The 24,681-nt window shown below is 73.2% G+C and carries 20 protein-coding genes; 13 read left to right on the plus strand and 7 right to left on the minus strand.

Annotated elements, in window-relative coordinates; all coding sequences use genetic code 11:
- Positions 1 to 42 precede the first annotated feature (42 nt).
- Entirely contained in the window at positions 43 to 1,119 is a 1,077-nt protein-coding gene (locus ACNJ93_RS28960) for a polyprenyl synthetase family protein (protein WP_418961564.1), read from the plus strand.
- A 126-nt stretch (positions 1,120 to 1,245) separates the two neighbouring features.
- Here ACNJ93_RS28960 and ACNJ93_RS28965 read toward each other — a convergent pair whose 3' ends face one another.
- Together ACNJ93_RS28965 and ACNJ93_RS28970 are read right to left on the minus strand one after the other, a co-directional pair.
- Positions 1,246 to 2,220, minus strand: coding sequence for an MASE1 domain-containing protein (locus ACNJ93_RS28965; RefSeq protein ID WP_418960410.1), 975 nt, complete (start codon positions 2,218 to 2,220; stop codon positions 1,246 to 1,248).
- Positions 2,221 to 2,386: 166 nt separating this feature from the next.
- The gene (locus ACNJ93_RS28970) at positions 2,387 to 3,229 is read right to left on the minus strand and encodes a PP2C family protein-serine/threonine phosphatase (protein ID WP_418960411.1); all 843 of its coding nucleotides are present in this window, start codon (positions 3,227 to 3,229) and stop codon (positions 2,387 to 2,389) included.
- Positions 3,230 to 3,771: 542 nt separating this feature from the next.
- On the opposite strand from ACNJ93_RS28970, the gene panD reads away from it, so the two are divergent.
- On the plus strand, positions 3,772 to 4,197 hold the full coding sequence (panD, locus tag ACNJ93_RS28975; RefSeq protein ID WP_418960412.1) for an aspartate 1-decarboxylase: 426 nt from the start codon (positions 3,772 to 3,774) through the stop codon (positions 4,195 to 4,197).
- 15 nt (positions 4,198 to 4,212) lie between these two features.
- Positions 4,213 to 4,848, plus strand: a complete 636-nt coding sequence (locus ACNJ93_RS28980) for an aspartate/glutamate racemase family protein (protein WP_418961565.1) — start codon at positions 4,213 to 4,215, stop codon at positions 4,846 to 4,848.
- 653 nt (positions 4,849 to 5,501) lie between these two features.
- Here ACNJ93_RS28980 and ACNJ93_RS28985 read toward each other — a convergent pair.
- The gene (locus ACNJ93_RS28985; RefSeq protein ID WP_418961566.1) at positions 5,502 to 5,819 is read right to left on the minus strand and encodes a cupin; all 318 of its coding nucleotides are present in this window, start codon (positions 5,817 to 5,819) and stop codon (positions 5,502 to 5,504) included.
- A gap of 220 nt (positions 5,820 to 6,039) precedes the next feature.
- Between ACNJ93_RS28985 and ACNJ93_RS28990 the strand changes: the two genes are divergently transcribed.
- Positions 6,040 to 7,347, plus strand: a complete 1,308-nt coding sequence (locus ACNJ93_RS28990) for a transglycosylase family protein (protein ID WP_418960413.1) — start codon at positions 6,040 to 6,042, stop codon at positions 7,345 to 7,347.
- Here the strand turns inward: ACNJ93_RS28990 and ACNJ93_RS28995 are convergent.
- Positions 7,228 to 8,289 carry a DMT family transporter gene (locus ACNJ93_RS28995; RefSeq protein WP_418960414.1) on the minus strand — a complete coding sequence of 354 codons (1,062 nt, stop codon included), beginning with the start codon at positions 8,287 to 8,289 and terminating at the stop codon, positions 7,228 to 7,230. The genes ACNJ93_RS28990 and ACNJ93_RS28995 overlap by 120 nt on opposite strands.
- 199 nt (positions 8,290 to 8,488) lie before the next feature.
- Between ACNJ93_RS28995 and ACNJ93_RS29000 the strand changes: the two genes are divergently transcribed.
- The 5 genes from ACNJ93_RS29000 to ACNJ93_RS29020 all read left to right on the plus strand — a co-directional run bounded on the left by ACNJ93_RS29000 (position 8,489) and on the right by ACNJ93_RS29020 (position 12,637).
- Positions 8,489 to 8,887, plus strand: coding sequence for a hypothetical protein (locus tag ACNJ93_RS29000; RefSeq protein ID WP_418960415.1), 399 nt, complete (start codon positions 8,489 to 8,491; stop codon positions 8,885 to 8,887).
- A gap of 113 nt (positions 8,888 to 9,000) precedes the next feature.
- Positions 9,001 to 9,696, plus strand: coding sequence for a (2Fe-2S)-binding protein (locus tag ACNJ93_RS29005; protein ID WP_418960416.1), 696 nt, complete (start codon positions 9,001 to 9,003; stop codon positions 9,694 to 9,696).
- Positions 9,697 to 9,759: 63 nt separating this feature from the next.
- Complete coding sequence (locus ACNJ93_RS29010; RefSeq protein WP_418960417.1) at positions 9,760 to 11,235, plus strand: SDR family NAD(P)-dependent oxidoreductase; 1,476 nt, start codon at positions 9,760 to 9,762, stop codon at positions 11,233 to 11,235.
- Positions 11,236 to 11,335: 100 nt separating this feature from the next.
- Complete coding sequence (locus tag ACNJ93_RS29015; RefSeq protein WP_418960418.1) at positions 11,336 to 12,193, plus strand: hypothetical protein; 858 nt, start codon at positions 11,336 to 11,338, stop codon at positions 12,191 to 12,193.
- 273 nt (positions 12,194 to 12,466) lie between these two features.
- Positions 12,467 to 12,637, plus strand: a complete 171-nt coding sequence (locus ACNJ93_RS29020) for a hypothetical protein (RefSeq protein ID WP_418960419.1) — start codon at positions 12,467 to 12,469, stop codon at positions 12,635 to 12,637.
- Positions 12,638 to 12,734: 97 nt separating this feature from the next.
- Here the strand turns inward: ACNJ93_RS29020 and ACNJ93_RS29025 are convergent, their stop codons facing one another.
- Positions 12,735 to 14,159, minus strand: coding sequence for a lipase maturation factor family protein (locus ACNJ93_RS29025; RefSeq protein WP_418960420.1), 1,425 nt, complete (start codon positions 14,157 to 14,159; stop codon positions 12,735 to 12,737).
- A 154-nt stretch (positions 14,160 to 14,313) separates the two neighbouring features.
- Between ACNJ93_RS29025 and ACNJ93_RS29030 the strand changes: the two genes are divergently transcribed.
- The 3 genes from ACNJ93_RS29030 to ACNJ93_RS29040 all read left to right on the plus strand — a co-directional run bounded on the left by ACNJ93_RS29030 (position 14,314) and on the right by ACNJ93_RS29040 (position 19,064).
- Complete coding sequence (locus ACNJ93_RS29030) at positions 14,314 to 15,468, plus strand: DUF6777 domain-containing protein (protein WP_418960421.1); 1,155 nt, start codon at positions 14,314 to 14,316, stop codon at positions 15,466 to 15,468.
- 168 nt (positions 15,469 to 15,636) lie between these two features.
- Entirely contained in the window at positions 15,637 to 17,646 is a 2,010-nt protein-coding gene (locus ACNJ93_RS29035) for a SpoIIE family protein phosphatase (protein ID WP_418961567.1), read from the plus strand.
- A 77-nt stretch (positions 17,647 to 17,723) separates the two neighbouring features.
- Entirely contained in the window at positions 17,724 to 19,064 is a 1,341-nt protein-coding gene (locus ACNJ93_RS29040) for a wax ester/triacylglycerol synthase family O-acyltransferase (RefSeq protein WP_418960422.1), read from the plus strand.
- A gap of 61 nt (positions 19,065 to 19,125) precedes the next feature.
- On the opposite strand, the gene ACNJ93_RS29045 is transcribed toward ACNJ93_RS29040, so the two are convergent.
- Positions 19,126 to 20,091 (minus strand): helix-turn-helix transcriptional regulator, encoded by a 966-nt coding sequence (locus ACNJ93_RS29045; protein ID WP_418960423.1) that lies wholly within the window; start codon positions 20,089 to 20,091, stop codon positions 19,126 to 19,128.
- Between the two features lie 344 nt (positions 20,092 to 20,435).
- On the opposite strand from ACNJ93_RS29045, the gene ACNJ93_RS29050 reads away from it, so the two are divergent.
- The gene (locus ACNJ93_RS29050; protein ID WP_418960424.1) at positions 20,436 to 22,214 is read left to right on the plus strand and encodes a M14 family zinc carboxypeptidase; all 1,779 of its coding nucleotides are present in this window, start codon (positions 20,436 to 20,438) and stop codon (positions 22,212 to 22,214) included.
- Positions 22,215 to 22,315: 101 nt separating this feature from the next.
- Here ACNJ93_RS29050 and ACNJ93_RS29055 read toward each other — a convergent pair whose 3' ends face one another.
- Positions 22,316 to 24,580, minus strand: coding sequence for an MMPL family transporter (locus ACNJ93_RS29055; protein ID WP_418960425.1), 2,265 nt, complete (start codon positions 24,578 to 24,580; stop codon positions 22,316 to 22,318).
- Between the last annotated feature and the right edge of the window lie 101 nt (positions 24,581 to 24,681).

Genomic DNA, 24,681 nt, shown 5'->3' on the forward strand with positions numbered 1-24,681 from the left:
TCCTCGCCGGTGTGCTTGCCGGGCGCCGCAGTCGTGGCCACGGTGCGGTCCTCTCGTGATCGCGAGCTCGATCGTGAGATCGCTGATGACGCAGCGCCGGCCCGTGTCCTGGAGCGTTGTCGTGAGCTCGTCCGGCCTGCGCTGGTGAAGGCGGTGGGCGGCCTTCATCCGTGGACCGGTGAGATGGCGGCGTACGCGCTGGGCTGGTCAGACCCGGCCGGTACTCCGGATTCCGGCGGGTCCGAGGGCAAGGGAGTGCGCCAGGCGCTCGCCGTGCTCGGGGCGGAGGCGGTCGGGGCTGATGGCGCGGAGGCCGTTCCCGGCGCCGTGGCCGTCGAACTCGTGCACACCTTCTCGCTCCTCCACGACGACATCATGGACGGCGACGCCCTGCGCCGGCAGCGGCCTGCGGTGTGGAAGGCGTACGGGACCGGCCCGGCCGTTCTCGCCGGCGACGCGCTTCTCGCCCAGGCCGTGGCCACCCTGGCCGAGACGCCGGGCCGGCACGCGGCGGCCGCGGTCCGCTGCCTCTGCCGGACCCTGAACGCGCTGGTGTCCGGCCAGGCACAGGACCTGCGCTTCGAACACCTTCCGTGGCACGGCCCCGGCGCAGTCGGACCGGAGCAGTACCGGTCGATGGCCGAACACAAGACGGGCGCCCTGCTGGGGTGCGCCCTTGCGCTCGGGGCGGTCCTCGGCGGCGCCCCCGACCGGACCGTGACCACGCTCGAACGGGCAGGCCGCCATCTTGGCCTCGCCTTTCAGGCGGTGGACGACATCCTCGGCATCTGGGGCGACCCCGCCGTGACCGGCAAACCCGTCCACGCCGACCTGCGCAGGGGCAAGAAGACCTACCCGATGCTCGCCGCACTGGCAGGCGGGGGCACGGCCGCACGCGAACTGGCGGCGCTGCTCGACCCTCCCCAGCCGCTCGACCACGAGGCCGCCGCATACGTCGCGGCACTCGTGGAGGAACTGGGCGGACGGGCCGCGACCCGCGACGAAGCGCGCCGGCACCTGGACACCGCCCGCCGTGCGCTGAGCGACGCGTCCCTCATGCACACCGCCGCACAGCAATTGGACAGGCTGTTCACGTACGTGCTCGACCGGACCAAGTGATCATCGCTCCTCCTCGGTGCCCCCTCGGTGACGGCCGGCCGACGGGGACCCGAATCAGAACACGGAAGAGACGGACCCTGAACACCCCGCTCGCTGAGGTGTCGTCCGTCGGCTCCCGCGCGGGTGTCACGGATCCCGGTGCCCGCCCGGTGGGGCGTCCCGGCTCTCGGTGGCGCCGGGTGGACCCGGCGGGGGCGGCGAGGGCTCACCCGCCGCGAGGTGCTCCAGGACCTCCGCCAGTTCCTCGCAGGCGCGGCGTACCGACCGGCGGGTCGCATGCTGCTCCGTGATGACGGAGGCGAGAAGCAGGGCGGTCAGGGCGGCGGAACCGTTGAACGCCTGGAGCTTGACCATGATCTCGACGTCCGTCAGGTGGAGGAACGCGCCCCGCCCGGAGGTCGCCTCGAAGGTGGTGAGCACGGAGGCGAAGAGCGCGCACAGCATGCTTCCGGCGAGCTGGAAGCGGAGCGCTGCCCAGATCACCAGGGGGAAGACGAGGAAGAGCATGCTCATCGGGCTGAGCACGGCCATGGGCATGAGGACCAGGGTCGTCAGCCCCAGAAAGACCGCCTCCTTCCAGCGCCGTAACCGGAACCGTCCGGCCGGCCCCGCGAGGACGAGCAGGAGCGGGGCGACGAGCAGTACCCCCATCGTGTCGCCCACCCACCAGGCCAGCCAGGCGGGCCAGAATTCGCTCGTGTTCAGGGAGCCCTTCGCCACCTGCAGTCCGACCCCCGCGGTCGCGCTGATCAGCATGGCGCCGAACCCGCCGAGGAAGACCAGGGAGAGTCCGTCCCGCAGCCGCGCCATGTCGCGCCGGAAGCCGGCCCGTCTCAGCAGCAGGAGGGCGCAGAGCGGCGCGACGGTGTTGCTCACCACGGTGACCACCGTGGTGGGCCCCGGAGTGGTGAGGGAGGCGATGACCAGGAAGGAGCCGAGGGCGATCCCGGGCCAGACCCGCGCGCCCAGCAGCAGCAGGGCGGCGACGGCGACGCCGGTGGGCGGCCAGATGGGGGTGACCACCACGCCTTCGACGACGAGGCTGCCCAGCAGGCCGAGTCGTCCGGCCGCGTAGTAGCAAAGCGCCACGGCCAGTGACATCAGAGCGGCCTTCGTAGAGGGCCGGAACCGCCGAGTGTCCAACACGTCAGCCATCAGACACCGGCCGGGCCGCGACGACCGGGCAAGGACCCCTGCGTGTCGGGCGCCGCCGTACGACACGGGCCCGGGCCGGTCCGAGGACCGACCCGGCCCGAGGCGAGCCCCCTCACTCCTCGGCCGCCGAGCGGGCCGGACCGCCGTCATGACCGACGACCAGAACGGCCGCGTCGTCCTCGTGCCCCACCATGGCCGCCAGCTTCATGACGGCGGTGGCGAGCGCGTCGACGTCCAGCCCGGCGACTGCGGTGATCCCGGCGAGCCGCGTCACCCGGTCCAGACCCTCGTCGACGTGGAGCGAGGGCCCTTCCACCACGCCGTCGGTCAGGAGGACGAGGACACCGTCGGCGGTGAGCCGGCGGAGCGTGGTCGGGTAGTCGACGTCGCGCAGCACACCGAGCGGAGGCCCGCCCTCGCTGTGGTCGATGCCGGAGCGGCCGTCGGTGGTGGCCCAGATGTGGGGGATGTGACCGGCCCGGGCGCACTCCAGGGTGCCGGCAGCGGGGTCGAGCCGCAGGAAGGTGCAGGTGGCGAAGAGGTCGGTGCCCAGAGAGATCAGCAGGTCGTTGGTGCGACCGAGCAGCTCTCCCGGGTCTCCGGTGACGGAGGCCAGCGCGCGCAGTGCCACGCGGACCTGTCCCATGAAGGCGGCGGCCTCGATGTTGTGCCCCTGCACGTCTCCGATGGACATGCCGATCTGCCCGCCGGGCAGGGAGAAGGCGTCGTACCAGTCACCGCCGACGTTGAGCCCGTGGTTGGCGGGCTCATAGCGGACGGCCAGCCGGGCGCCCGGAAAACTGGGCAGGTCCGAGGGCAGCATGCCCCGCTGCAGGGCCACGGCGAGCTCGACACGGGATCGCTGCGACTCGGCCAACTCCCGCGCCCTGGCGGTCAGCGACCCGAGCCGCACCAGAAGGTCCTCGCTGTTGTCGGCCGGCCGTCTGCGGAACATCGATCACTCCGACGTCACGACGATCCTCGCATCACTCCGTCCCGTCTCCAGCACGCGGGACCACAGAGGACCACCTCCGGTACGAACCGGTCTTTCCCCACTCTGCCCGGAGGGGACGGCGTCCGCATCTCATCGGGTCACCCGCCGCACCCGGCGCCCCGGCGCCCGGTGCTTGCCCGACCTGGCGGCAGGTACCGGCGACCCCAAGGACGCCGGGCGTCCTCCGGGCGCGAAGCCTTCTGCGCCTTTGTGACCTCTATGGGCCGTGGGCAGCAGGGAGCGACGGTCCGTGAGAGTGACGGTGATCACGAGGGTTCCTGAGTGTGTGCTGCGTAGGCTTGTGGGGTCGTCGCGGTGGGGCCAGGGAGAGCGAGTGAAGCCCTCTCGGTCGCCTGACGATGTGTCAGGAAAGGCGGCAAGCGGTCGGCATGAGTCCGGAAGACGTGGGGAATGCTGCCCGGCCCGCGACTCGTTGTAGGGTGTGGAAACAGCCCTTGACCTGCAAAAACGCAGGCAGGGAGCCTAAGTCCAGGAGTACCTCGATGATGCGTACCATGTTCAAGTCCAAGATCCACCGTGCCACGGTCACGCAGGCCGATCTGCACTACGTCGGGTCCGTGACGATCGACGCCGAGCTCATGGAGGCGGCGGATCTGCTGCCGGGGGAGCTGGTGCACATCGTCGACATCGACAACGGGGCCCGGCTCGAGACGTACGTCATCGAGGGGGAGCGCGGGTCCGGGGTGATCGGGATCAACGGGGCCGCGGCGCACCTCGTGCACCCCGGTGACCTGGTGATTCTCATCAGCTACGCGCAGGTCGACGACGCCGAGGCGCGGTCGCTCGTGCCGCGCGTGGTGCACGTGGACGCGGACAACCGCATCGTCGAGCTGGGTACGGACGCCTCCGCGCCCGTCCCTGGCACCGACCAGGCGCGCAGCCCGCACGCCGTGCCGGCGCAGGTCTAGGGAGTGACGTCCGGGGTGCTCGCCCTGCTGCACACCTCGCCCGTTCACGTGCCCGTCTTCGACGGGCTGCGGGACGCGGAGCATCCCGGGCTCGTGCTGCGGCACCTCGTCTCCGAGGAGCTGCTCGCACGGGCGCGGGAGGGCGGGCCCGAGGCCGTCGCCCAGGACGTCGTGCGGCTGCTGCGGGGCGCCGTCGCGGAAGGAGCTCGCGCGGTGCTCTGCACCTGCTCCACGATCGGGGGCGTCACCGAGGCCGCGGCCGGTCCGCTCGGCGTCCCCGTGCTCCGGGTCGACCGGCCCATGGCCGCGCGGGCCGCGCAGGCGCGGCGCGTGACGGTCCTCGCCGCCGTCGAGAGCACCCTCGGACCCACCGTCGAGCTGATCCGCGAGGAGGCCGCGGGAGCCGCCGGGCCGCGCATCGACGCGCGGCTCGTGGACGGGGCGTGGCGGCGGTTCGAGGCGGGGGACCGGGAGGGGTACCTGGCCGCGGTGGTCGCCGCCGTCGATGCCGTGCCCGAGGACGAGGCGGACGTGATCGTGCTGGCCCAGGCGTCCATGGCCGACGCGGCCACCCGGGTGACGACCCGCCTGCCGGTACTGGCCAGCCCCCGGAGCGGCCTCGCGGCTGCCGCCGAGGCCGCGCGCCGCTGACCTCCCGCGTGCGCTTTTGTCGGCCGCGTGGGCGGAGGCGGGTGCATGCGCATGGCGGTGCCGGCGGCCGGTTGCTGGGCGGCGCCCGTGCTGGTCTGGCCGCGGTCGCCGCAGCCGCGCGGCGCTGACCTCACGCGTGCGTCTTGCCTGGCGCGTGGGCGCAGGCACGCGCCCCTCAGGCATGCGCCTCTGTCTGCCGTGCGGGCGCAGGTAGGCGCAAGCGCTCGGCGGAGCGCCGCCCTTATGGGGGCGGCCGGCACCGGCAGGCGGGGCTCGCGGCTGCCGCTGCGGCCGGGCGGTGGTCTGGCCGCGCGCATGTGCTCGGCGGGTGCGGGCAGGCGGGTTCGGAGAGGCTTCTGTCTACGGCTTGTCGAATCGAGAGACCCGCGATGACCGAACCGCACCCCGACCCCGTCCAGCCGCCCCTGCCGTCGCCCGTGCCGGTGCCGCCGCCCAGTCCGGTGCCGCCGGGGCCGAACCCGCCGGAGCCGCCGCCCTCGCCGCCGCATCCCGAGCCGCCGGCGCCCGTTCCGGGGCCTCCTCCTCCCGGTCCGGCGCCCGACCCGATCCCGCAGCCGCCGGGGCCCGCGCCCGTACCCGAACCGGAGCCGACGCCCCAGCCGGGGCCCGCGGGCCCTCCGTGACGTCGTCCGCTACGGGTTGACCGCCGTCAGCAGCACCACCGAGTCCTCCAGGGCCAGCAGGCCGTGGCGGACCTTCGGGAGCATGCCGAGGCGCCCGACGCCGAGCTCCTCCGACGAGTCGCCCGCCGTGATGCGGACCCTGCCCCGCAGGACCTGGAGGCTCGCGGCGGGTGGCGTGTTGTGTTCGTCCAGGGCGCAGCCCGAGGCCAGCGCGATGATGCTCTGTCGCAGGCTGCCGTCGTGCATGATCAGCTCGGCGCTGCGGCCGTGGGGTTCCACCCTGGCCTTGGCCAGGTGCTCGTCGGCGAGTGAGGCGAGGTCGTGCATGGCACTCTCCATGGTCGGGGCCCTTGGTTCCAGCCTTGCCGCTGTGACGCGTCGCGCAACTCGGTCGTCGGCCCTGAGGGGCCAGAGTCCCGTTGGCTGAAATCCGCCGGTCCGTCAGCTCGGGGCACACAAGCGGTATTTGGGCTTCCGTGCGCGCTCTTGTCATGGCCTGTTCCCACCCCCTACCTTGGGCGGCTGCTGCTGCGTTCAAGGGGGGCCCATGGCCGTACGCGGACGACACCGCCGATACCAGCCGAGCCGGATCAACCGAGCCTCGCTCACCGTCACGGCGGGCGGCGCCGGCATGGCGCTGCCGCTGATCGGCGCGGGCGACGCCCACGCCGCCTCGCTCGACGTGTGGGAGAAGGTCGCGGCCTGCGAGTCCTCCAACAACTGGCGGATCAACACGGGCAACGGCTACTTCGGCGGGCTCCAGTTCAGCCAGTCCACCTGGGAGGCGTACGGCGGCACCCGCTACGCGCCGCGCGCCGACCTCGCCACCCGCGACCAGCAGATCGCGATCGCCGAGAAGGTGCTCGAAGGGCAGGGCCCCGGCGCCTGGCCCACCTGCTCCGTACGCGCCGGGCTCACCCGCGGCGGCGACGCCCCGCAGATCACCCCCGACCGCGGCCGCGAGCCCAAGGCCGACCGGGAGCGTGCGCCGAAGGCCGACCGGGACCGTGCGCCCGACGCCGCACCCAAGAAGCCGCAGGCCCGGCAGACCCCGCCCGTCTCGCCGACCACCGTGCCGACCGTCCGGAAGATGTACACCGTCGAGCCCGGCGACTCGCTGTCCCTCATCGCGCAGGAGGAACGCGTCGCAGGCGGCTGGCAGGGGCTCTACCAGGCCAACCGGAGCGTCGTCGGCGACGACCCCGATCTGATCCTGCCCGGCCAGCGCCTCACCCTGCGGACGGCCCCGCCGCCCGCCACCGCCCCGCCGTCGCAGGTTCCTCCCCAGTCGCGCACCGAGACGAAGCCGCAGGCCAAGCCCAAGCCGACGACCAAGCCGCAACCGCAGCCCGCCCCGACGGCCAAGCCCAAGCCGAAGCCCAAGGCCGAGACCCCCCGCACCGCCACCAAGCCGGTCTCCCGGACCACCCCGCGCACCGGCACCAGCAGCAACACCCTCCACGCGCCCGTCGACGCCGGGATCGGCACGCCGTACCGCAAGGCCGGCTCCGCCTGGTCCAGCGGCTACCACACCGGCGTGGACTTCCCGGTTCCCACCGGCACCTCCGTGAAGGCCGTCGCGCACGGCAAGGTCGTCTCCGCCGGGTGGGCCGGCGCGTACGGGTACCAGGTCGTCATACGGCACGACGACGGGCGCTACAGCCAGTACGCGCACCTCTCCGCGCTCAACGTGCGCGACGGCCAGCGGGTCACCGCCGGCCAGCGCATCGCCCGCTCAGGGTCGACCGGCAACAGCTCGGGACCGCACCTCCACTTCGAGGTGCGCACGGGGCCCGGCTACGGCTCCGACATCGACCCGCTCGCGTACCTCCGCCGGGGCGGCGTCTCGATCTGAGCCATCCGATCCGTCCGCTCCGCCCGGTCCATCCGACCGATCCGATCCGCCCGAGCCCCCCGGCCTGGCCGACCACGCCGCCCGCTCCGCCGCCCCCCGTACCTCAGGGACCAGGGCGTCCGCCGTCCGGCCGAGGGTGAGCAGGACCAGCCCGGCCGCCGCCACCGCGCCCGCCAGCAGCGCGAGCGTGGCGCCCAGCGCGCCGTACCGGAAGGACTCGCCGAACAGGGTCAGGCCGACGATCGCGGCGGCCACCGGGTTCACGACGGTGACCGTCGCCAGCGGGGCGGCGAGCCCCGCCCGGTGGTACGACGCCTGGGAGAGCAGCAGCCCGGCGACGGCGAATCCGGCCGTGGCCAGCAGGGCGGGCCACTCGGCGAGCGGCGCGTCCGCCGTCCACTCCTCCGCGACGGTCTTGGTGAACACCGAGGCCAGCCCGAACGAGACGCCCGCCGCGCCGGCCACGACCACCCCGCGCGCGACCGGCCGGCGTATCCGCCCGGACACGACGACCAGCGCGGCGACGAACCCCGCGGCCACCGCCGCGAGCAGCAGCCGTTCCCCGCCCGCCGGGGCCTCGGAGTGCGCTCCGCCGGTGAGACTCAGCAGCCCGGCGAGGCCGACCGTGGCCAGGAGCGCGCCCCGCCAGGCCGTCCGGCCGGCCCGTCGGCCGACGCACAGGGCCGCCATGGGCAGGGCGAAGACGATGGTCAGCGCGCCGAGCGGCTGGACGACGCTCAGCGGGCCGTACGCCAGCGCCGCGACGTGCAGCAGGCCGCCGAGGCAGTTGAGGGCCACCGACCCCCACCATGCGGGACTGTGCCACGGGGCGTACACGTGGCCGGGGGACGAGGCGGCGACCCGCTCCTGCACGATCGCCGCGGCCGCGTAGGCGACGGCGGAGACCAGTGACAGGAGCACGGCCGCGAGGAGGGGGCTCATGTCGTCAACGATCTCTCCGAGAAACGTTCACGTCGTCCACCCTGAGCACGCGATTCCGCGTACTGCCGGAGGAGTACGGGACTACGCCGAGAGATTGGCGCGCGGTCCCGCATCCAGGTGTCCGACACCGGACGGAGACCCTCCCATTGTGGTCGCCCCACTCGTCCCCTGCACCCGGGCGTCGCCTTACCTTGGGTGCGTGATCGATGACCGAACGCCGCAAGCCGCCCCGCAGTACGTCGTCCTCGTCGAGGAGGTGGTTCCCACCGGCGACGACCAGCACTGGCAGCTCGTCAAGTCGATCCCGATGGAAGGCGACCGTGCCGCCGCCGACACCCGTGCGCGGGAACTGGCCATGGAACACGTTCCCCGCGGGGTGTACCTGCCGGCCGGTGCCACCGCCGGCCGGAGCGTGTGCCGGTTCCCGGACGGATCGTGGCTGATCGAGGTCGGCGGCTCCCGGACGTACAACTACAGCCCGAGGCTGGCTCGGATCAGCACGGCCGAATTGGTGCACGTCCAGGAGTACGTCCCGCCGCCGGTCGACGACCGCCCTGCAGCCGCGGCGCCCAGGAGGCGTCTCTTCGGTCGGGACTGACGTCCCCGGCCTGGCCCGGCCGGGGACGGGCTCAGCTCGACGAGACTGCCTCGTGCGATCATCGCAGCACCCTGATCCCGGACCGACGGGGATCCCGGACCGAAAGGCGAGCCGTGGCCGAGGTGAGCTCGTCCGTACTCGGTGGGTTCTTCGTCCTGAGGCGCACCGCGCCCCCCGCCGGCGACCACCGTCCCCTCGCGCGCCTCTACGAGGGGTCCCTGGGGCCGCTGGGCGCCCGGATCGACCGCGTCGCCGTCTCGCTGCGGACCTCCGAGCGGCGGGTCGCCGCCTCCACCGCGCAGCTCGGTCTCGCCGCCCGGCTCTGGTCGGTCGCCCTGGGCTGCGCCGCCCTGGAGGGAGCCGTCCCCTCGCTCGACCCGGAGGAGCTGCACTGGGACGGGGCGCTCGGCGCCCCCGACGACCTGTGGTGGTCCGGCGACGCGTACGCCGAGGCCTCCGTCGCGGCCCTGCGACGCGTCGTCCTCGAACGTCACCTCGTCCCGCTCCACGACGCCCTCCGGCGCGACGGCCGCATCGCGCCCCGGCTGCTGTGGGGCAACGCGGGGGCGGCGCTCGCCGGGGCGCTGCGGCAGATCGCGCGCGTCTCGCCCGAGGCCGGCCGCCGGGCCGGGCCGCTGGTCGCCGGTCTGCTGCGGGAGCCCGAGCTCGCCGGCACCGTCCAGGGGCCCGCCCTGCGGCGTACCACATGCTGCCTGTACTACCGGTGTCCCGGCGGCGGCCTCTGCGGCGACTGTGTGTTCGAACACCCTCCCCGAACGGGTTTGGAGACAGGGCCGTCCGCTCCGTAAAGTTCCCCTTTCGAAGGTGCACGGATCGAGGTGCACGCGGAGCGATCGAGGAACGCGAAGGCCATGACGGTGACTGAGGAATCCCAGGACTACGGGCCGGGCATCGACCCCGAGCGCCTGGCCGTCTGCCTGAGCGTGCTGGACGAGCTCGACAAGCTGGAGGTCGACCACCCGGACGCCATCGCCGTCCGGCGCGCCACCGCCGGCATCTACCGGACGGTGAAGCAGCGCCGCCGGCAGGAGCGCCGGGCCGCGAAGACCGCGCACGACAAGGCCGTCACCGAGTCCACCGCCACCGGCTCCGCGCAGCGGATCGACGACGAGACCGAGGGTCTCCTGCCCTCCTCCGTCACCGAGGAGGGCCAGATCGCGGGCATACTCCAGCGCCCCCGGTCCTGCTACGTCTGCAAGGACCGCTACGTCGAGGTCGACTACTTCTACCACCAGCTCTGCCAGCCCTGCGCGGCCCTGAACCGGGCCCGACGCGACGCCCGCGCCGACCTCACCGGCAAGCGCGCCCTGCTCACCGGCGGCCGCGCCAAGATCGGCATGTACATCGCCCTGCGGCTGCTCCGCGACGGCGCGCACACCATGATCACCACCCGCTTCCCCAAGGACGCCATCCGCCGCTTCAAGGCGATGGAGGACTCCGGGGACTGGATGCACCGCCTGGAGGTCGTCGGCATCGACCTGCGCGACCCGGGCCAGGCCGTCGCCCTCGCCGACCAGGTCGCCGACGCCGGCCCGCTGGACATCCTCATCAACAACGCGACGCAGACCGTGCGCCGCCTGCCCTCCGCGTACGCCGCCCTCGTCGAGGGCGAGAGCGCCCCGCTGCCGGCCGGCGAACTGCCCGCCCACCACGTCATCGGCGCCTTCAACTCCGGCGCCGTCGACGGGCTCGCCGCGCTGCCCGTCGGCACCAGCGGCCTCGACGCGCAGAAGGTCGCCGACCTCGCCCTCGTCGCCGGCAACGCCAGCGTCGCCCGGCACCTCGACGGCACCGCCATCGACGCCGGCGGCCTGGTGCCCGACGTCGTCGACTCCAACACCTGGGTGCAGACCATCGACCAGATCTCCCCGGTCGAACTGCTCGAGACCCAGCTCTGCAACTACACCGCGCCGTTCATCCTCATCAGCAAGCTGCGCCCGATGATGGCCGAGGCGGCCCGCAAGGCCGCCAGCGGACGCGCGTACGTCGTCAACGTCTCCGCCATGGAGGGCGTGTTCAGCCGCGGCTACAAGGGCGCGGGGCACCCCAACACCAACGCGGCCAAGGCCGCGATGAACATGGTGACGCGGACCAGCGCCCAGGAGATGTTCCAGTCCGACGGCATCCTCATGACCTCCGTCGACACCGGCTGGATCACCGACGAGCGCCCGCACTTCGACAAGCTGCGGCTCGCCGAGGAGGGGTTCCACGCCCCGCTCGACCTGGTCGACGGCGCCGCCCGCGTCTACGACCCGGTGGTCCGCGGCGAGGCCGGCGAGGACCTGTACGGTGTCTTCCTGAAGGACTACGCACCCTCCAAGTGGTGATCCCCGCGCCGGGGGCGTCTTCGGATCTCCGCGCAGCCCGGTAGAGGCAGTGACACGGAGTGCGTAGAGGCGGGAACACGCAGCGTCTACGATCGCGCTCATGTCTCTCACCTCGCCCATACCCGTCCTGCGTGGATCCGGCGGCGCCCTCCTCCAATTCGAAGGCGACGCCCTGGTGTTGAGCCGGGCGGACGTGGAGACGCGGATTCCGCTCCAGGCCGTCCGGCGGATCCGCGCCGAGGGAAGGGCGGTCGCCGTGGAGCTCACCGCCCCGGCCGGGACGACCCCGGCCGTTCACCGGGTCGACGGCGTGAGCGAGGCGTCCGCAACGTTCTTCGCCGACGCGGTCAACGCGACCCTGCCCGAGCGCGCCGAGGAGTCCGGGGAGACCGTCGACGGCTCCACCCTCGTCACGGTCCGCGCCCGGATCGAGGATCAGCAGACGAGGAAGACCCGCGAGTTGAGACGCTGGGTCGGGGCCGTCGCCCTCCTGGCCGTCCTCCTCACCGCGGCCGTCTGGATCGTGGCGCCGGCGACCGTCGCGCTCCCCCTCCTGGTCGTCGTCCCCTTCGGCGCGACGGTCACCACGCTCGGCGTCCTGGGGGTGAGGATGCTCCGCGGACAGTGGTACCTGCCCCGCAAGGGCATCACCGTCGCGGCGGTGCGGCGTGACAACACCACCGACGCGTTCGGCGTGACGGGGAACTTCGTGTACACGGACATGCACGGCCAGAGCCGTGCCATGTACGCCCAGAGCCGCGCCGAGACCATCCGCGTCGCCTACCACCCGCAGAAGCCGGGCACCGTGGTCGCCTGCCAGTCGTGGCTGCTCACGTCCGCGCTGACGGTCGTCGTCGCGGGCATCCTCCTCCTCGGCCTCGCCGTCGACGCCCTCGTCGTCGGCCTGGTCGTGGGCGCCTTCCAGGGGCGGTACGCCGATTACGTGTACACCGGCTGACCTGCGCGCCTCCGGGACCGCGTCCTCAGCCACCGCCCCCAGCGACCGTCCGCGCGTGAGCTGTCCGGAATGCGTCACATTTCTGGGCCCCATCGAGCGCGAGGGCGCTCATCTGGTTAGTCTGGGTGCCACGGTCCGCCAACGGGGCTTCACCCAGACCCCTGCGGCCGGCCTGGGGACTGGCCCGCATCAAGGCCGCGGTCCCGCCCGAACACGGCGCCACCGCGACCGACGGCCTAGTCCTTACAGATGCGCGACCCAAAGGAGTGCGCGGTGACACCAGAACTGACGAAGCAGGAAGATCGGCCGGCCGATCCCAAGGACCGGCAGCGCCGGTCCGGAGAACTGGGCAGCCTCGAAGTCTGGGCCCACGCGGCCCCGATCCGCCTGGCCGGCTACGAGGACGACCTCGCGGAGCCGCACATCCTGCCCGGCATCGACTGAGTCGTACTGTCGCTTCGCCCCGTGCCCCCGGCCGCCCAGGCCCGGGGGCACAGGTCTGTCCGGGGGCGACGGGGCGACGAGGCCGCACGCCGTCGGGTCAGCGGTCCGCCGGCGTGCTCAGGCGGACCGGCCGCAGGTACTCGCGCACGTACGTGCGGTGCCACCAGGCGCCCGTCGCCCGCAGCTCCCGCCACGTGGTGAACCGGTACCGGTACAGGCGCGCCCGCACGAACGTCGGCGGAGCGTCCGGGAACGGGTTGCGGTGCAGCAGCCGCAGCGTGTCGCGGTCGTTCTCCAGCAGCCGTTCCACGAAGCCGCCGAACCAGCCCTCGGCGTAGCCGGGGGAGAGCGCGGCGAACCACATCAGCCAGTCGAGCCGCAGGTGGTACGGGGCGAACTGGCGCGGGAGCCTCGTCACGTCCGTCGGCTTGCCCTTGAACTCGTACGGCTTCCACACCGTGCCCTCGTGCAGCGCCGGCTCGTCCGTGCCCTCGACCACGATCTCGTGCCGCAGCCGGCCGACCGTCCCGAACGCGCCGTACGTGTTGACCAGGTGGTACGGATCGAACGAGCGGTTCATCGCCTGCCGCCGGGACAGCAGATTGCGCACCGGCCCGTAGCTGCGGACCAGGACCAGCGCCGTGAGCGCGCAGACGAGCACCACGTACCAGACCGGGGCCTGAGGCTGGACGTGGTCGTCGCCGACCAGCAGCGAGCCGTCCACCGCGGACAGCGCCAGCACGATGGTCAGCCAGTTCAGCCAGGCGAAGTTGCCGGACAGAACCAGCCACAACTGCGTCGCGATCATCAGCCCCGCGGCGACCGTCGCCACCGGCTGCGGGGTGAACAGCAGCACCGGGACCACCAGCTGCACCCCGTGGTTCGCCGCGGCCTCGACGCGGTGCAGCGGCCGCGGCAGATGGTGGAAGAACCAGCTCAGCGGGCCCGCCATCGGCTGGGTCTCGTGGTGGTAGTACAGGCACGTCAGGTCCCGCCAGCAGGAGTCGCCGCGGATCTTGATCAGTCCGGCCCCGAACTCCACCCGGAACAGCAGCCAGCGCAGCAGGAACAGCACCAGGATCGGCGGGCCGACGTCGTCGTTGCCGAGGAACACCGCGAGGAAGCCGGTCTCCAGGAGGAGCGATTCCCAGCCGAAGGAGTACCAGGTCTGCCCGACGTTCACGATGGACAGGTACAGCACCCACAGCACGGCCCACAGCAGCATCGACGCCAGGAGCGGCACCGCGTCGCCCGCGCCCGCCGCGAGGGCCAGCGCGACCGCCGCGCCGCCCCAGGCGACCGCGGCGAACAGCCGGTCGGAGTAGTGCAGCCGGAACAGGGTGGGCGTGGCGCGCGCCGGGGCCCGGCGGAGGAACGCGGGCACCGGCAGCATCCCGCGCTCCCCGATCAGCGCCCGGAACTGCAGCGCCGCCGACAGGAACGCGACGAAGTAGAGGACGGCGAGGCCGCGCTGGAAGACGATCCGGCTCAGCCAGTAGTCCGGTGCGGTGAACCACTCCATCCCCTCCAGTATCGACCCCGGGGCCCGGCCGCGCGCCGCCCGCGCGGACGCCGGGACCGTTCCGCGCGCCGCCCGTGCGCACCGTCCCGCTTGCGGCGGGTTCGGTCATGGGAGAGACAGGAGGGAGCAATGCCGGGCAGAGCTGGAGACCCTCGTGCGCGCATCGATACGCCGGCCCCACGCCGTACGCCGACCCCCTGTCGTACGCCGCCCCGACGCCGTACGCCTTCCCCTCGCCGTACGCCGACCCCACGTCGCCGTCCTCGCCGTGCTCGCCTCGGCGGCCCTGATCGGCGGCTGCGCGACGGCACGCGTCACCGAGCAGCCGGCCGCGGCCGACTCCCGGGACGTCCTGCTGCAGCCGCTCGCCGACCAGGGCCCCAACCCCTTCACCGACTCCGCCGTCTCCACCGACGCCCCCACCCCGCCGCCGGGCACGCCCGAGCCCTCGCCGACCGCCTCCGTGCAGGTGCTGCGCGAGATCACCGGCTCGACCCCCGGCCTGTACGGCGGCACCCGCGCGGAGTCCAGCTGCGACGTCGAGCGGCAGGTCGCCCACCTCACCGCCGAACCCGCCCTGGCCCGCGCCTTCGCCGAGGGCGCCGGCATCAACGAGGCGAACCTCGCGAACTGGCTGCGCGAACTCACCCCCGTCGTGCTGCGCGCCGACACCCGCGTCACCAACCACGGCTACCGCGACGGCGCGCCGGTCGCGTTCCAGTCCGTCCTGCAGGCCGGCACCGCCGTCCTCGTCGACCGGTACGGCACGCCCCGCGTCCGCTGCGCCTGCGGCAACCCGCTGCGCTCCCCGGTCGACGTACGGGGCGCGAAGCACACCGGCCGGCCGTGGCCCGCGTACCACCCCGACCGGGTCGTGGTCGTACGGCCGACGACCACGGTCATCACGAGCCTGGTCATCGTGGACGTCGTCCACGACACCTGGATCGAGCGGAAGACCGGCACCGACGGCGACGAGGACCGGTCGCCCGCCGTCGTCCCGCCGTGCGAACCCGACGACTGCGACCTCGTCCCCGTCCCGCCGGCCCCCGACACCTCCGACGCCCCCGAGAAGCCGACGAGCCCCGCCCCCAGCTCGCCGAGCCCGAAGGCGCCCAAGGCCCCGAGGACCCCGGACGCGCCGGAGTCGCCCGAGAGCCCGGTGACCCCCGACGCGCCGCCCGCCGAGCCCGAGGGCCCCGCCGAGTCCGAGGTCCCGCCCGGCTTCCCCGAGGACCTCTTCCCGAGCGCCCCGGAGGGGGAGGACGGCGGCGTCGTCCCGCCCGGGCTGCCGGAGACCTTCGAGGGCTGAGGCCACCGTGAGCACCGTCCCGTCCCCGTCCCGCCGCGCCACGGAGCCCGCCGTGCGCGGGTACCGGGCTGCGCCTAGCGTGGGCCCATGAACGCGGGCAACGGGGGAGCGGACGAGGCCGGCCACCACTGCCGCGACGGGTGGACCGGGGGCGCGGCGTCCTGCTTCATGGCGCAGTACGGCGCCGCGTTCCGGATGGGCAGCTTCGACTGGGACCTCGACACCGGCACGATGACCATGGACGACTCCGCCCTCGCGGTGTTCGACCTGCGCCCCGACGAGTACGACGGCGATCCGGTCTCCCTCGGCCGGCGCGTGCCGCCCGACGAGGGCCGCCGGCTCGACGCCCTGGTCTCGTACGCGCTCAAGGATGGCAGCGCGGACTACGGCGCGTACTTCCGCGTCCGCCGCCGCGACGGCACGCTGCGCTGGGCCCACACCCAGGGCATCATCCGGCGCGACGGCAACGGCCGGCCGCGCCGGATCCTCGGCATCGTCCGCGACGCCTCCAACGAGCTGACCGAGTCCGCCGCCCGGATCGTCGTCGACGAGGGCCGCCGCCACCGCACCAGCGTCGTCGAGGGCACCACGGCCGCCCTGGCCCACGCCCGGACCGTGCAGGACATCATCGACCTCCTGAACGACTCCCAGGGCCTGGAGTACTTCGGCGCGACCAGCCTCGTCATGGGTCTGCTGGAGTCGGGCCGGATCCACCTGGTGGCGGAGGGGCCCGACGGCGCGTTCGTGCCCGGCACCCGGTTCACCCGGGTGGACGAGCAGTACCCGATGAGCGAGGTCGTCCGGACGCTCACGCCCCGGTTCATCGAGACCGCGCAGGACTTCGCCGAGTCGTACCCCATCCTCTGGCCGCATATCAGCGGCCTCGGGATCACCGCGGCCGCGTACCTCCCGCTGATCGCCCAGGCCCGCCCGATCGGCGCGCTCGGACTGCTGTACAGCGACAAGACCGGCTTCACCGACGACGAGCGCAACCTGCTGGTGGCGCTCGGCAGCAGCATCGCGCAGAGCCTGCAGCGGGCCATGCTGTACGAGCAGGAGCACGACCTCGCCGAAGGGCTCCAGCAGGCCATGCTGCCGCGCCGGATCCCCGACGTGCCGGGCGCGCAGATCGCCGTCCGGTACCGCTCCGCCCGGCTCGGCCGGGACATCGGCGGCGACTGGTACGACGTCATCCCGCTGCCCGGCGGCCGGGTCGGCGCGGTCATCGGCGACGTGCAGGGGCACGACACGCACGCGGCGGCCGTCATGGGCCAGCTGCGGATCGTGCTGCGGGCCTACGCGGCGGAGGGCCACACCCCGGCGACCGTGATGGCCCGCGCGTCGGTCTTCCTGCACGAACTCGACACCGACCGGTTCGCCACCTGCACGTACGCGGAGGCGGACCTGACGACCGGGGTGGTCCAGGTCGTCCGCGCCGGGCACGTCGACCCGCTGGTCCAGGACACCGACGGCACGCCCCGGCGGCTGACCGTGCAGGGCGGGCTGCCGCTCGGCCTGTCGGCCGAGTTCGGGCGGCTCGACTACCCGGTCACCGCCCTCGAACTCGACCCGGGACAGACCCTGCTGCTGTACACCGACGGCCTGGTCGAGCAGCCCGGCGCCGATCTCGACGACGGGTTGCACTGGCTCTCCGAGCTGGTGCGCCGCGGGCCGCGGGAGCTCCACCAGCTGGCCGACCATCTGTGCGAGGTCGTCGACGAGCGGGGCGGCGACGACGACGTGGCGATTCTGCTGCTGCGCCGCAGGGGCGCGTACTTCCCGAAGTCCGGCGGCCGGCTCCAGCAGCACGTCGCCCAGAGCGATCCGGAGGCGCTGCGCGCCGCCCGGCACATGGTCCGCGCGGCGGTCCGGTCCTGGGGCGCGGGCTCGCGCGCCGACGAGATCGAACTCGTCGCGGACGAGCTGACGACCAACGCGCTGATGCACACCGACGGCGGAGCGATCGTCACCCTGCGGATGCTGACCGGCTCCGAGCCGCGGCTGCGGGTGGAGGTCGAGGACCGCTCCAGCGCGCTGCCGCGCCGCCGCGACGCGGGGGAGTCGGGGGTGTCGGGGCGCGGGCTGCTGCTCGTCGACCGGCTCTCCGACGTCTGGGGCGTCGAATCACGCGGAAGCGGCAAATGCGTCTGGTGCGAGTTCCTCGTTAACAATGAGTGAATTGACCGTACTTGACCGTAACCGACCGAACGGGGTTGACTGCGGAACCCGCAGCCCTCCGAGGACATGAGGAACCGTTGAGCAGCGAGCTTCTGGCACCTCTCGATCTGGCGTTCTGGCACCTCGAGACCACCGAGCACCCCATGCACCTGGGCGCGCTCGCCCACTTCGGCCCCGCCGCCGGAGCCCCCGCCCCCGACGACTCCGACCTCCTCGAGCTGCTGTCCCGCCGCGCCGCCGCCATCCCGCGGCTGCGCATGCGGGTCCGTGACGTCCTGCTCCCGGTCGGCGGCAAGGCCTGGCAGGCCGACCCCGGCTTCGACGTCCGCCGGCACGTCCACCGCGTCGCCCTGCCCGGCGCCGACTTCTGCGCCGAGACCGCCCGGCTCGCCGGCGAACTGATGGAACGGCCCCTGGAACGCGGCCGGCCGCCGTGGGAGATGTACCTGCTCACCGGCGGACCTGACGGGGCCTTCGCCGTGCTCGTCAAGCTCCACCACGCCCTCGCCGACGGCATGCGCGCCGTCGCCATCGGCGCGGGGATCTTCGACGAGATCGCCGCGGCGCGCACGGCAGGGGGGCGACGCCCGCGCTCCGTGCCGCCGCGCTCCTGGATGCCCGGGCCCCGGCAGCTCGCCGGCGCCGCGCGCAGCCGGATCGAGGAGCTGGGCCGGGCCGTCGGCGTCGGCGCCTCCGTGGTCCGCGCCAGCCGCCTCGACCCGCGCGGCACCCACGCCCTGGCCGCCGCTTCCAGCGGCACCCGCGCCGTCGCCACCGTCGTCCTCGACCAGGAGCGGGTGCACGCCGTACGCCGCGTCTGCGGCGGCACCGCCAACGACGTGCTGCTCGCCACCGTCGCCGGGGCCCTGCGCCGCTGGATGGAGGGCCGCGGCGAACCGCTGCCCGCGAGCGACCCGCGTGCCCTGGTCCCCGTCTCCCGCCGGCGCCCCGGCACCGCCCCCGACTCCGGAAACCGGCTCTCCGCGTACCTCCTCGCGCTGCCGGTCACCGAACCCGACGCCCGCGCCCGGCTGGCGGCCGTCCGCACCGCGATGGACCGCAACAAGGCCGCGGGCCCGCTGCGCGGCGCCGGCGCGGTCGCCGTCCTCGCCGACCAACTGCCGCCCCTCGCGCACCGTTTCGGCGCGCCGCTCGCCTCCGGGGCGGCCCGCATGCTGTTCGACCTGCTGGTCACCAATGTGCCGCTGCCCCGTTCGGCGCTCTCCCTGGGCGGCGCGCCGCTGCGGGCCCTGTTCCCGATGGCCCCGCTGGCCCGCGGCCAGGCCCTCGCCGTGGCCATGTCCCCGTACGCCGGACAGGTGCACATCGGCCTGGTCGCGGACGGCAAGGCGGTCCCGGACCTGGACGCCCTGGCGGACGGCCTCGCCGCCGAACTCGACGCGCTCGCGGGACGATGAGCGAAGCGATGCCGGCGTCACCCGAGCGGGGGCGGGGTGAGGCAAGAGGCGCGCGGGACTCCTAGATCCAGCCCTTCCGCGCCGCCTGCACACCCGCCTGGAACCGGGTCTCCGCGCCCAGTACGGCCATCAGTTCCGTCAGCCTCCGGCCGACGGTCCGCTCCGTGACGCCCAGTGCCCGTGCGATCGTCCGGTCCTTCATGCCCGAGGCCAGCAGGGTGAGCAACTGGCGGTCCCGGGCGGAAGGTCCGCACTCCGTGTGGGGCGCGTCGACCGGCGTGGCCCGGGCCCACAGGCTCTCGAAACAGTGCACGAGGACGTCGACGAGCGCGCAGTCGTGCACCAGCAGCCGTGCGTCGGGTGCGGGATCGTCGTAGGAGACGGGGAGCAGCGCCGTGCGGCGGTCCGCGACGACCATCTTCAGCGTGACGTCCGGCAGGATCCTGGCCTGCTCGCCGGCCTCCGTGCACCGCCGCATGTCCGCCACGTGCCCCGGTGATGCCAGTGCCTCGTCGGAGTAGATGAACCGGTAGGCCACCCCGTTTGCCAGGCGGCTGAGTTCGAGGTCGTTGGGATTGCTCTGGCCGCCCACGTAGGGCGGACAGTCGACGGCGATGATCTCCTCGCGTGCCTGGAGCTGGATCCTGGCCACCGCCGCGAACACGGCGTCCTCGCCTTCGATCCGCTCCACCGGGGGAGCGTTCCGGCGGCCGGACCGGGTGTCCCTGCGCAGTCGGTCCGCCAGCTCCTCGATGTGCAGCTGCATTCTGGCCAGGTCGCCGCGGCGCCGGGTGATCAGAGCGGCGAGGGCCTCGTCGGGCGCGACGGGGGCATAGCGGGCGGGTTCGAATCCGAGCTGCTGGACGAGTCCGTCGTCGAGGAGCCGCCGGATCGCGCGCCGCATGTCCGTGAGGGAGACACCCGTGCTCGCGGCCAGTTGGCCCTCGTCCGCTCGCTTGAGGTCGAGCAGGGCGACGTACGTGTCGCTCTCGATCCGTCCGAGGCCGACCGGCTCCAACAGGAACACGTGAATCTCCCGACGTCGGGGGTGGGGCGCCGGATGCATCGGGACCCTAGGGGCGCGTCCGATCAGACGTCAAGATCCGGCCAGGGGAAGCCAGGGACCCGAAGCCGTGACCGTGAGCGATTCGACCCGTCCTGCCCCCCTCGTCCCGGCCCATTCGGACATTGTCCGAGACCGGAAACGCGCGGCGATTTACAGGAAGTTCAGCGGTGACCAATCCTTGTGCGCAATCCCAGCCGCCGCCCTGCCGGGCCTGGCTGCCTGCCCCGCCGTCAACCCCCCACGGGCCACGGATGACCCGGTCACCACGATGGCACCCTCTCATGGCGAATGAGGTTCCTGTGCAAGTGAAGTTCACCCACTGGCTCGTCACGGCCGCGACCGCGGCCGCCGTCGTGGCCGGAACCGGCTACGGCATGGCGGCGTCGCCCGAGAAGACCGCCGCCGCCACCGCCGCCCCGGACGCTCACGCGTACGTCTACCGCATCACCGGCGGCGCGCATGTGCCGCAGAACAAGCTCGCCGGCTTCGATCTGATCGAGGACCGCGACGGGGACGACCTGTTCGTCCTCGGTGACGCCGCCACCGCCATGGACCTCAGGGCGGCCGGGCTGCACGTGAAGGTGGAGCAGAAGCTGGCGCCCGCGCCGTGGGAGCCGCCGAAGCGCAGCGGGCAGGCGTCGCGACTGACGGAGGCGCTGGTCGAGGAGACGTACAACGGCGGCTATCGCACCGTGAACGCCCAGTACGCGCACCTCGACCAGGTCGCCACCGACCACGCCGCCCTCGCCACGGTCTATGACGTCGGTGACTCGTGGCGCAAGGCCACGGGCAGGCCGAACGGGTACGACCTCAAGGCCATCTGCCTCACCAAGAAGCAGACCGGCGACTGTCAGCTGACGCCGAACTCCACCAAGCCGCGCTTCCTCGTCCAGGCGCAGGTGCACGCCCGTGAGCTGACGACCGGCGACATGGCCTACCGCTGGATCGACTACCTGACCGACGGTTACGGCACCGACGCGACGGCGACCAGGATCCTCGACACCCGCGAGGTCTGGGTGGTGCCGATCGGCAACCCCGACGGCGTCGACATGGTCCAGCAGGGCTTCATGGGCGGCAACACCGGCCAGCAGTGGCACAGGAAGAACGCCGACCACAGCCACTCGACCACCACCTGCTCGGAAGGCCCGAGCTCCGGCAGCGGCGTCGACCTGAACCGCAACAACGGCAGTCACTGGGGCGGCGCGAGCACCAGCTCCAACCCGTGCGACCAGGTCTACAAGGGCCCGTCGGCGGATTCGGAGACCGAGAACAAGGCCCTCCAGGCCCTGTACCGCAAGCTGTTCCCGGACACCCGCGGGACGGGCGACGGCACGGCGGCCGCCGCCGACACCAAGGGCATGTTCGTCACCATGCACAGCTACTCGAACATGGTGCTGTTCCCCTGGGGCTTCGACGCCGCCACCGACAGCGGCAACGACGCCGCACTGCGGCTGATGGCCAAGGAGATGGCCACGCTGGCCGGCGGCTGGCAGTACGGCCAGCCGGGCGAGATCCTCTACGACGCCAGCGGCGGCCACGACGACTGGGCGTACGACCAGCTCGGCGTGCCCAGCTTCACCTGGGAGGTCGGGCCCAGCAGCGGCACGTGCGGCGGGTTCCACCCGGCATACTCCTGCCAGAGCACGTTCTGGAACCAGGTCAAGCCGATGCTGACCTATGCGGCGGACAAGGCGGGCGATCCCTACGGGGGTGGCGGCACGACGCCGACGCCGGTCGGGTGCACCGGTACGAACGGTGGGGACGTGGCGATACCCGACGCGGGAGCCGCGGTGACGAGCACGATCGACATCTCGGGCTGCTCGGGCAGTGCGTCGGCGACGAGCAAGGTGGAGGTCCACGTCAAGCACACCTGGCGGGGTGACCTGACGGTCGACCTGGTCGCTCCGGACGGGACCGCGTACCGGCTCAAGAGCGCCTCCGGCAACGACAGCGCCGACAACATCGACGAGATCTACACCGCGAACCTCTCGTCCGAGGTCCGCAACGGCGCCTGGAAGCTCAGGGTCCAGGACACCGCCGCCCAGGACACCGGCACCCTCGACACCTGGACGCTCACCCTCTGACCCTGCCGGTCCGCTGCCCCGGGTCCGTCGCACGACTGGTGCGACGGACCCGGTTCGCGAAGCCGACGGTCCCTCAGGTCGGCCAGCGGACAGCCCGCGGTTCATCCCCGTCCTGGAAGGGGGGCCGCACCCGTGGATTCGGCGCGGGTGTCGTCGGTGCCGACCGGGCCGCGGGGAAGCAGCCGGTCCAGCCACTTCGGCAGCCACCAGTTGGCCCGGCCGAGGAGTGTCATGGTCGCCGGCACCAGCACCATGCGCACGACCGTGGCGTCGATGAGGATCGCGGTGGCCAGGCCGAGCCCGAACATCTTGGTGGAGGGGTCGTCGGCGACGGCGAAGGACAGGAAGACCGCCACCATGATGAGGGCGGCCGAGGTGATGATCCGGGCGGTGCGCGAGACGCCCTCCACGATCGCCGTGGCGTTGTCGCCGGTGCGCAGGTACTCCTCGCGCACGCGGGAGAGGAGGAACACCTCGTAGTCCATCGACAGGCCGAACAGGATGGCGAAGAGGAACATCGGGATGAACGACACGATCGGAACCGTCGCTTCCAGCCCGATGAGCGTGTCTCCCCAGCCCCACTGGAAGACCGCGACCATGATGCCGTAGGACGCGCCGATGCTCAGCAGATTCAGCAGTACCGCCTTGAGCGGTACGAGGATCGAGCGGAAGACCAGCATCAGCAGCAGGAACGACATCGCCAGCACGGCGGCGACGAACCCCGGCAGGCGTTGGCTGGTGCGTCGGCCGACATCGGACAGGCTCGCGGCGGCGCCGCCGACGTGGGCCCTGGCCGGGCCGTGCCCGATCGCCGTGGGCAGCACGTCGGTGCGCAGCCGGGCGATGGTGTCGGCCGTGGCCCTGTCCTGAGGGCTGGTGGTCGGGAACACCACGAGGGTCGCGATGCCGGTGGCCCGATCGATGTGCGTCGGCGCGACGGATGCGATGCCCGGATCCGCCGCGACCGCCCCGACGAGCCGGTCCAGCACGCCCGGATCACCGGTGGGGTCCGCGGCGATGACGAGGGGACCGTTGGTACCCGGGCCGAATCCCTCGGCGACGAGGTCGTAGGCCCGGCGCTCGGTACGGCTCTGGGGCAGCGAGCCGTCGTCGGGCAGTCCGACGCGCAGGCCGAGCACGGGCAGCGTCGCCGTCAGCAGCAGTGCCGCGGCGCCGACCGCGTACGGCACCGGGTGCCGGCCGACGTGCCCGATCCAGCGGCGCCACCCGGCGGCGTGGGCGGCGCCTGCCGCCGGAGCCTGCCGCCGTGCGAGTCGGCCCGGCTTCCTGGTCTGCAGAGCCCGGCCGATCCGGCCGGCCCGGGCCAGGCGTGGGCCGGCGGCGCCGAGGAAGGCCGGCAGCAGCGTCACCGACGCGAGCACCATGATCAGGACGACGATCGAGACGGCGACCCCGCCCACCGTCATGAACGGCACGTCCGCGACCGCCAGGCCGAGGATCGACACGACGACGGTGCCGCCGGCGAAGACCACCGGCCGCCCCGCCGTGGCCACCGCTCGTCCGGCCGCCGCCCGCGGATCGAGCCCGCACGCGAGGTACTCCCGGTGCCTGGCGAGCACGAACAGCGCGTAGTCGATGCCCACTCCGAGCCCGACCATGCTGCCCAGGACCGGTGCGAAGGCGGGGACGTCCGTGACCCCCGCCAGTACCGTCATCGTGGCGACCCCGACGGTCAGCCCGAAGACCGCCATGCCGATCGGCAGCGCGGCGGCGACGAGCGAACCGAACGCCAGGAACAGGATCGCGGCCGCGGCCAGGAGGCCGATCAACTCGCTCACGCCGCCGTCGGGGTCGGAGAAGGCGTAGAAGAGGTTCCCGCCCATCTCGATGCGCAGGGGCAGTTCGGCGCGCAGCCGGTCGCCGAGATCGACGAGGGCGTCGAGGTCTTCGGCCGACAGCCGGCTCTGGTCGGGGTACTGCACCCGGACGACCGCGATCCGCCCGTCGGCCGAGACGAGCCCGCGGCGCACGGTGGTGTCCCCGCCCGCGTCGAGGGCCCCCGCCGGGTCGCTGGTGCCGAGCACGTGCGGCAGCCGCCGCACCTCGGTCTGCAGCCGTGTGAGAGCGGTGCGCGCACTGCCGCTGTCGAAGAACGTCGCATTCTCGTCGAGGGGGGAGACGACCACCTGGGCGGTCATCCCTTCCTGGCCGGTGCCGGCCCGCTCGATCAGTTGCGCGGCCCGCTGGGAGTCCAGTCCCGGAGCGGTCATCGAGTCCGCGGTCCGCCCCCCGAAGGCGACGGCGGCGAGGACGGCGAGCGTGGCGGCGACCAGCCATGCCGCGATCACCCGCCAGGGATGGCGGGCGGCGCTTGCGCCCAGGCGCAAGAGGGCTTTCGAGAGCATGGGGTCCTCCAACCACCTCGTCGGCCGTCCTTGTACGGCCGCCGATGCCGAGGCTCGTCGCCACGGCGCTCCGCGGCATCGGCCCGCGGGCCGCGGATCCG

The sequence above is a fragment of the Streptomyces tritici genome (genome assembly GCF_048500665.1).
Taxonomy (GTDB): Bacteria; Actinomycetota; Actinomycetes; order Streptomycetales; family Streptomycetaceae; genus Streptomyces; species Streptomyces tritici.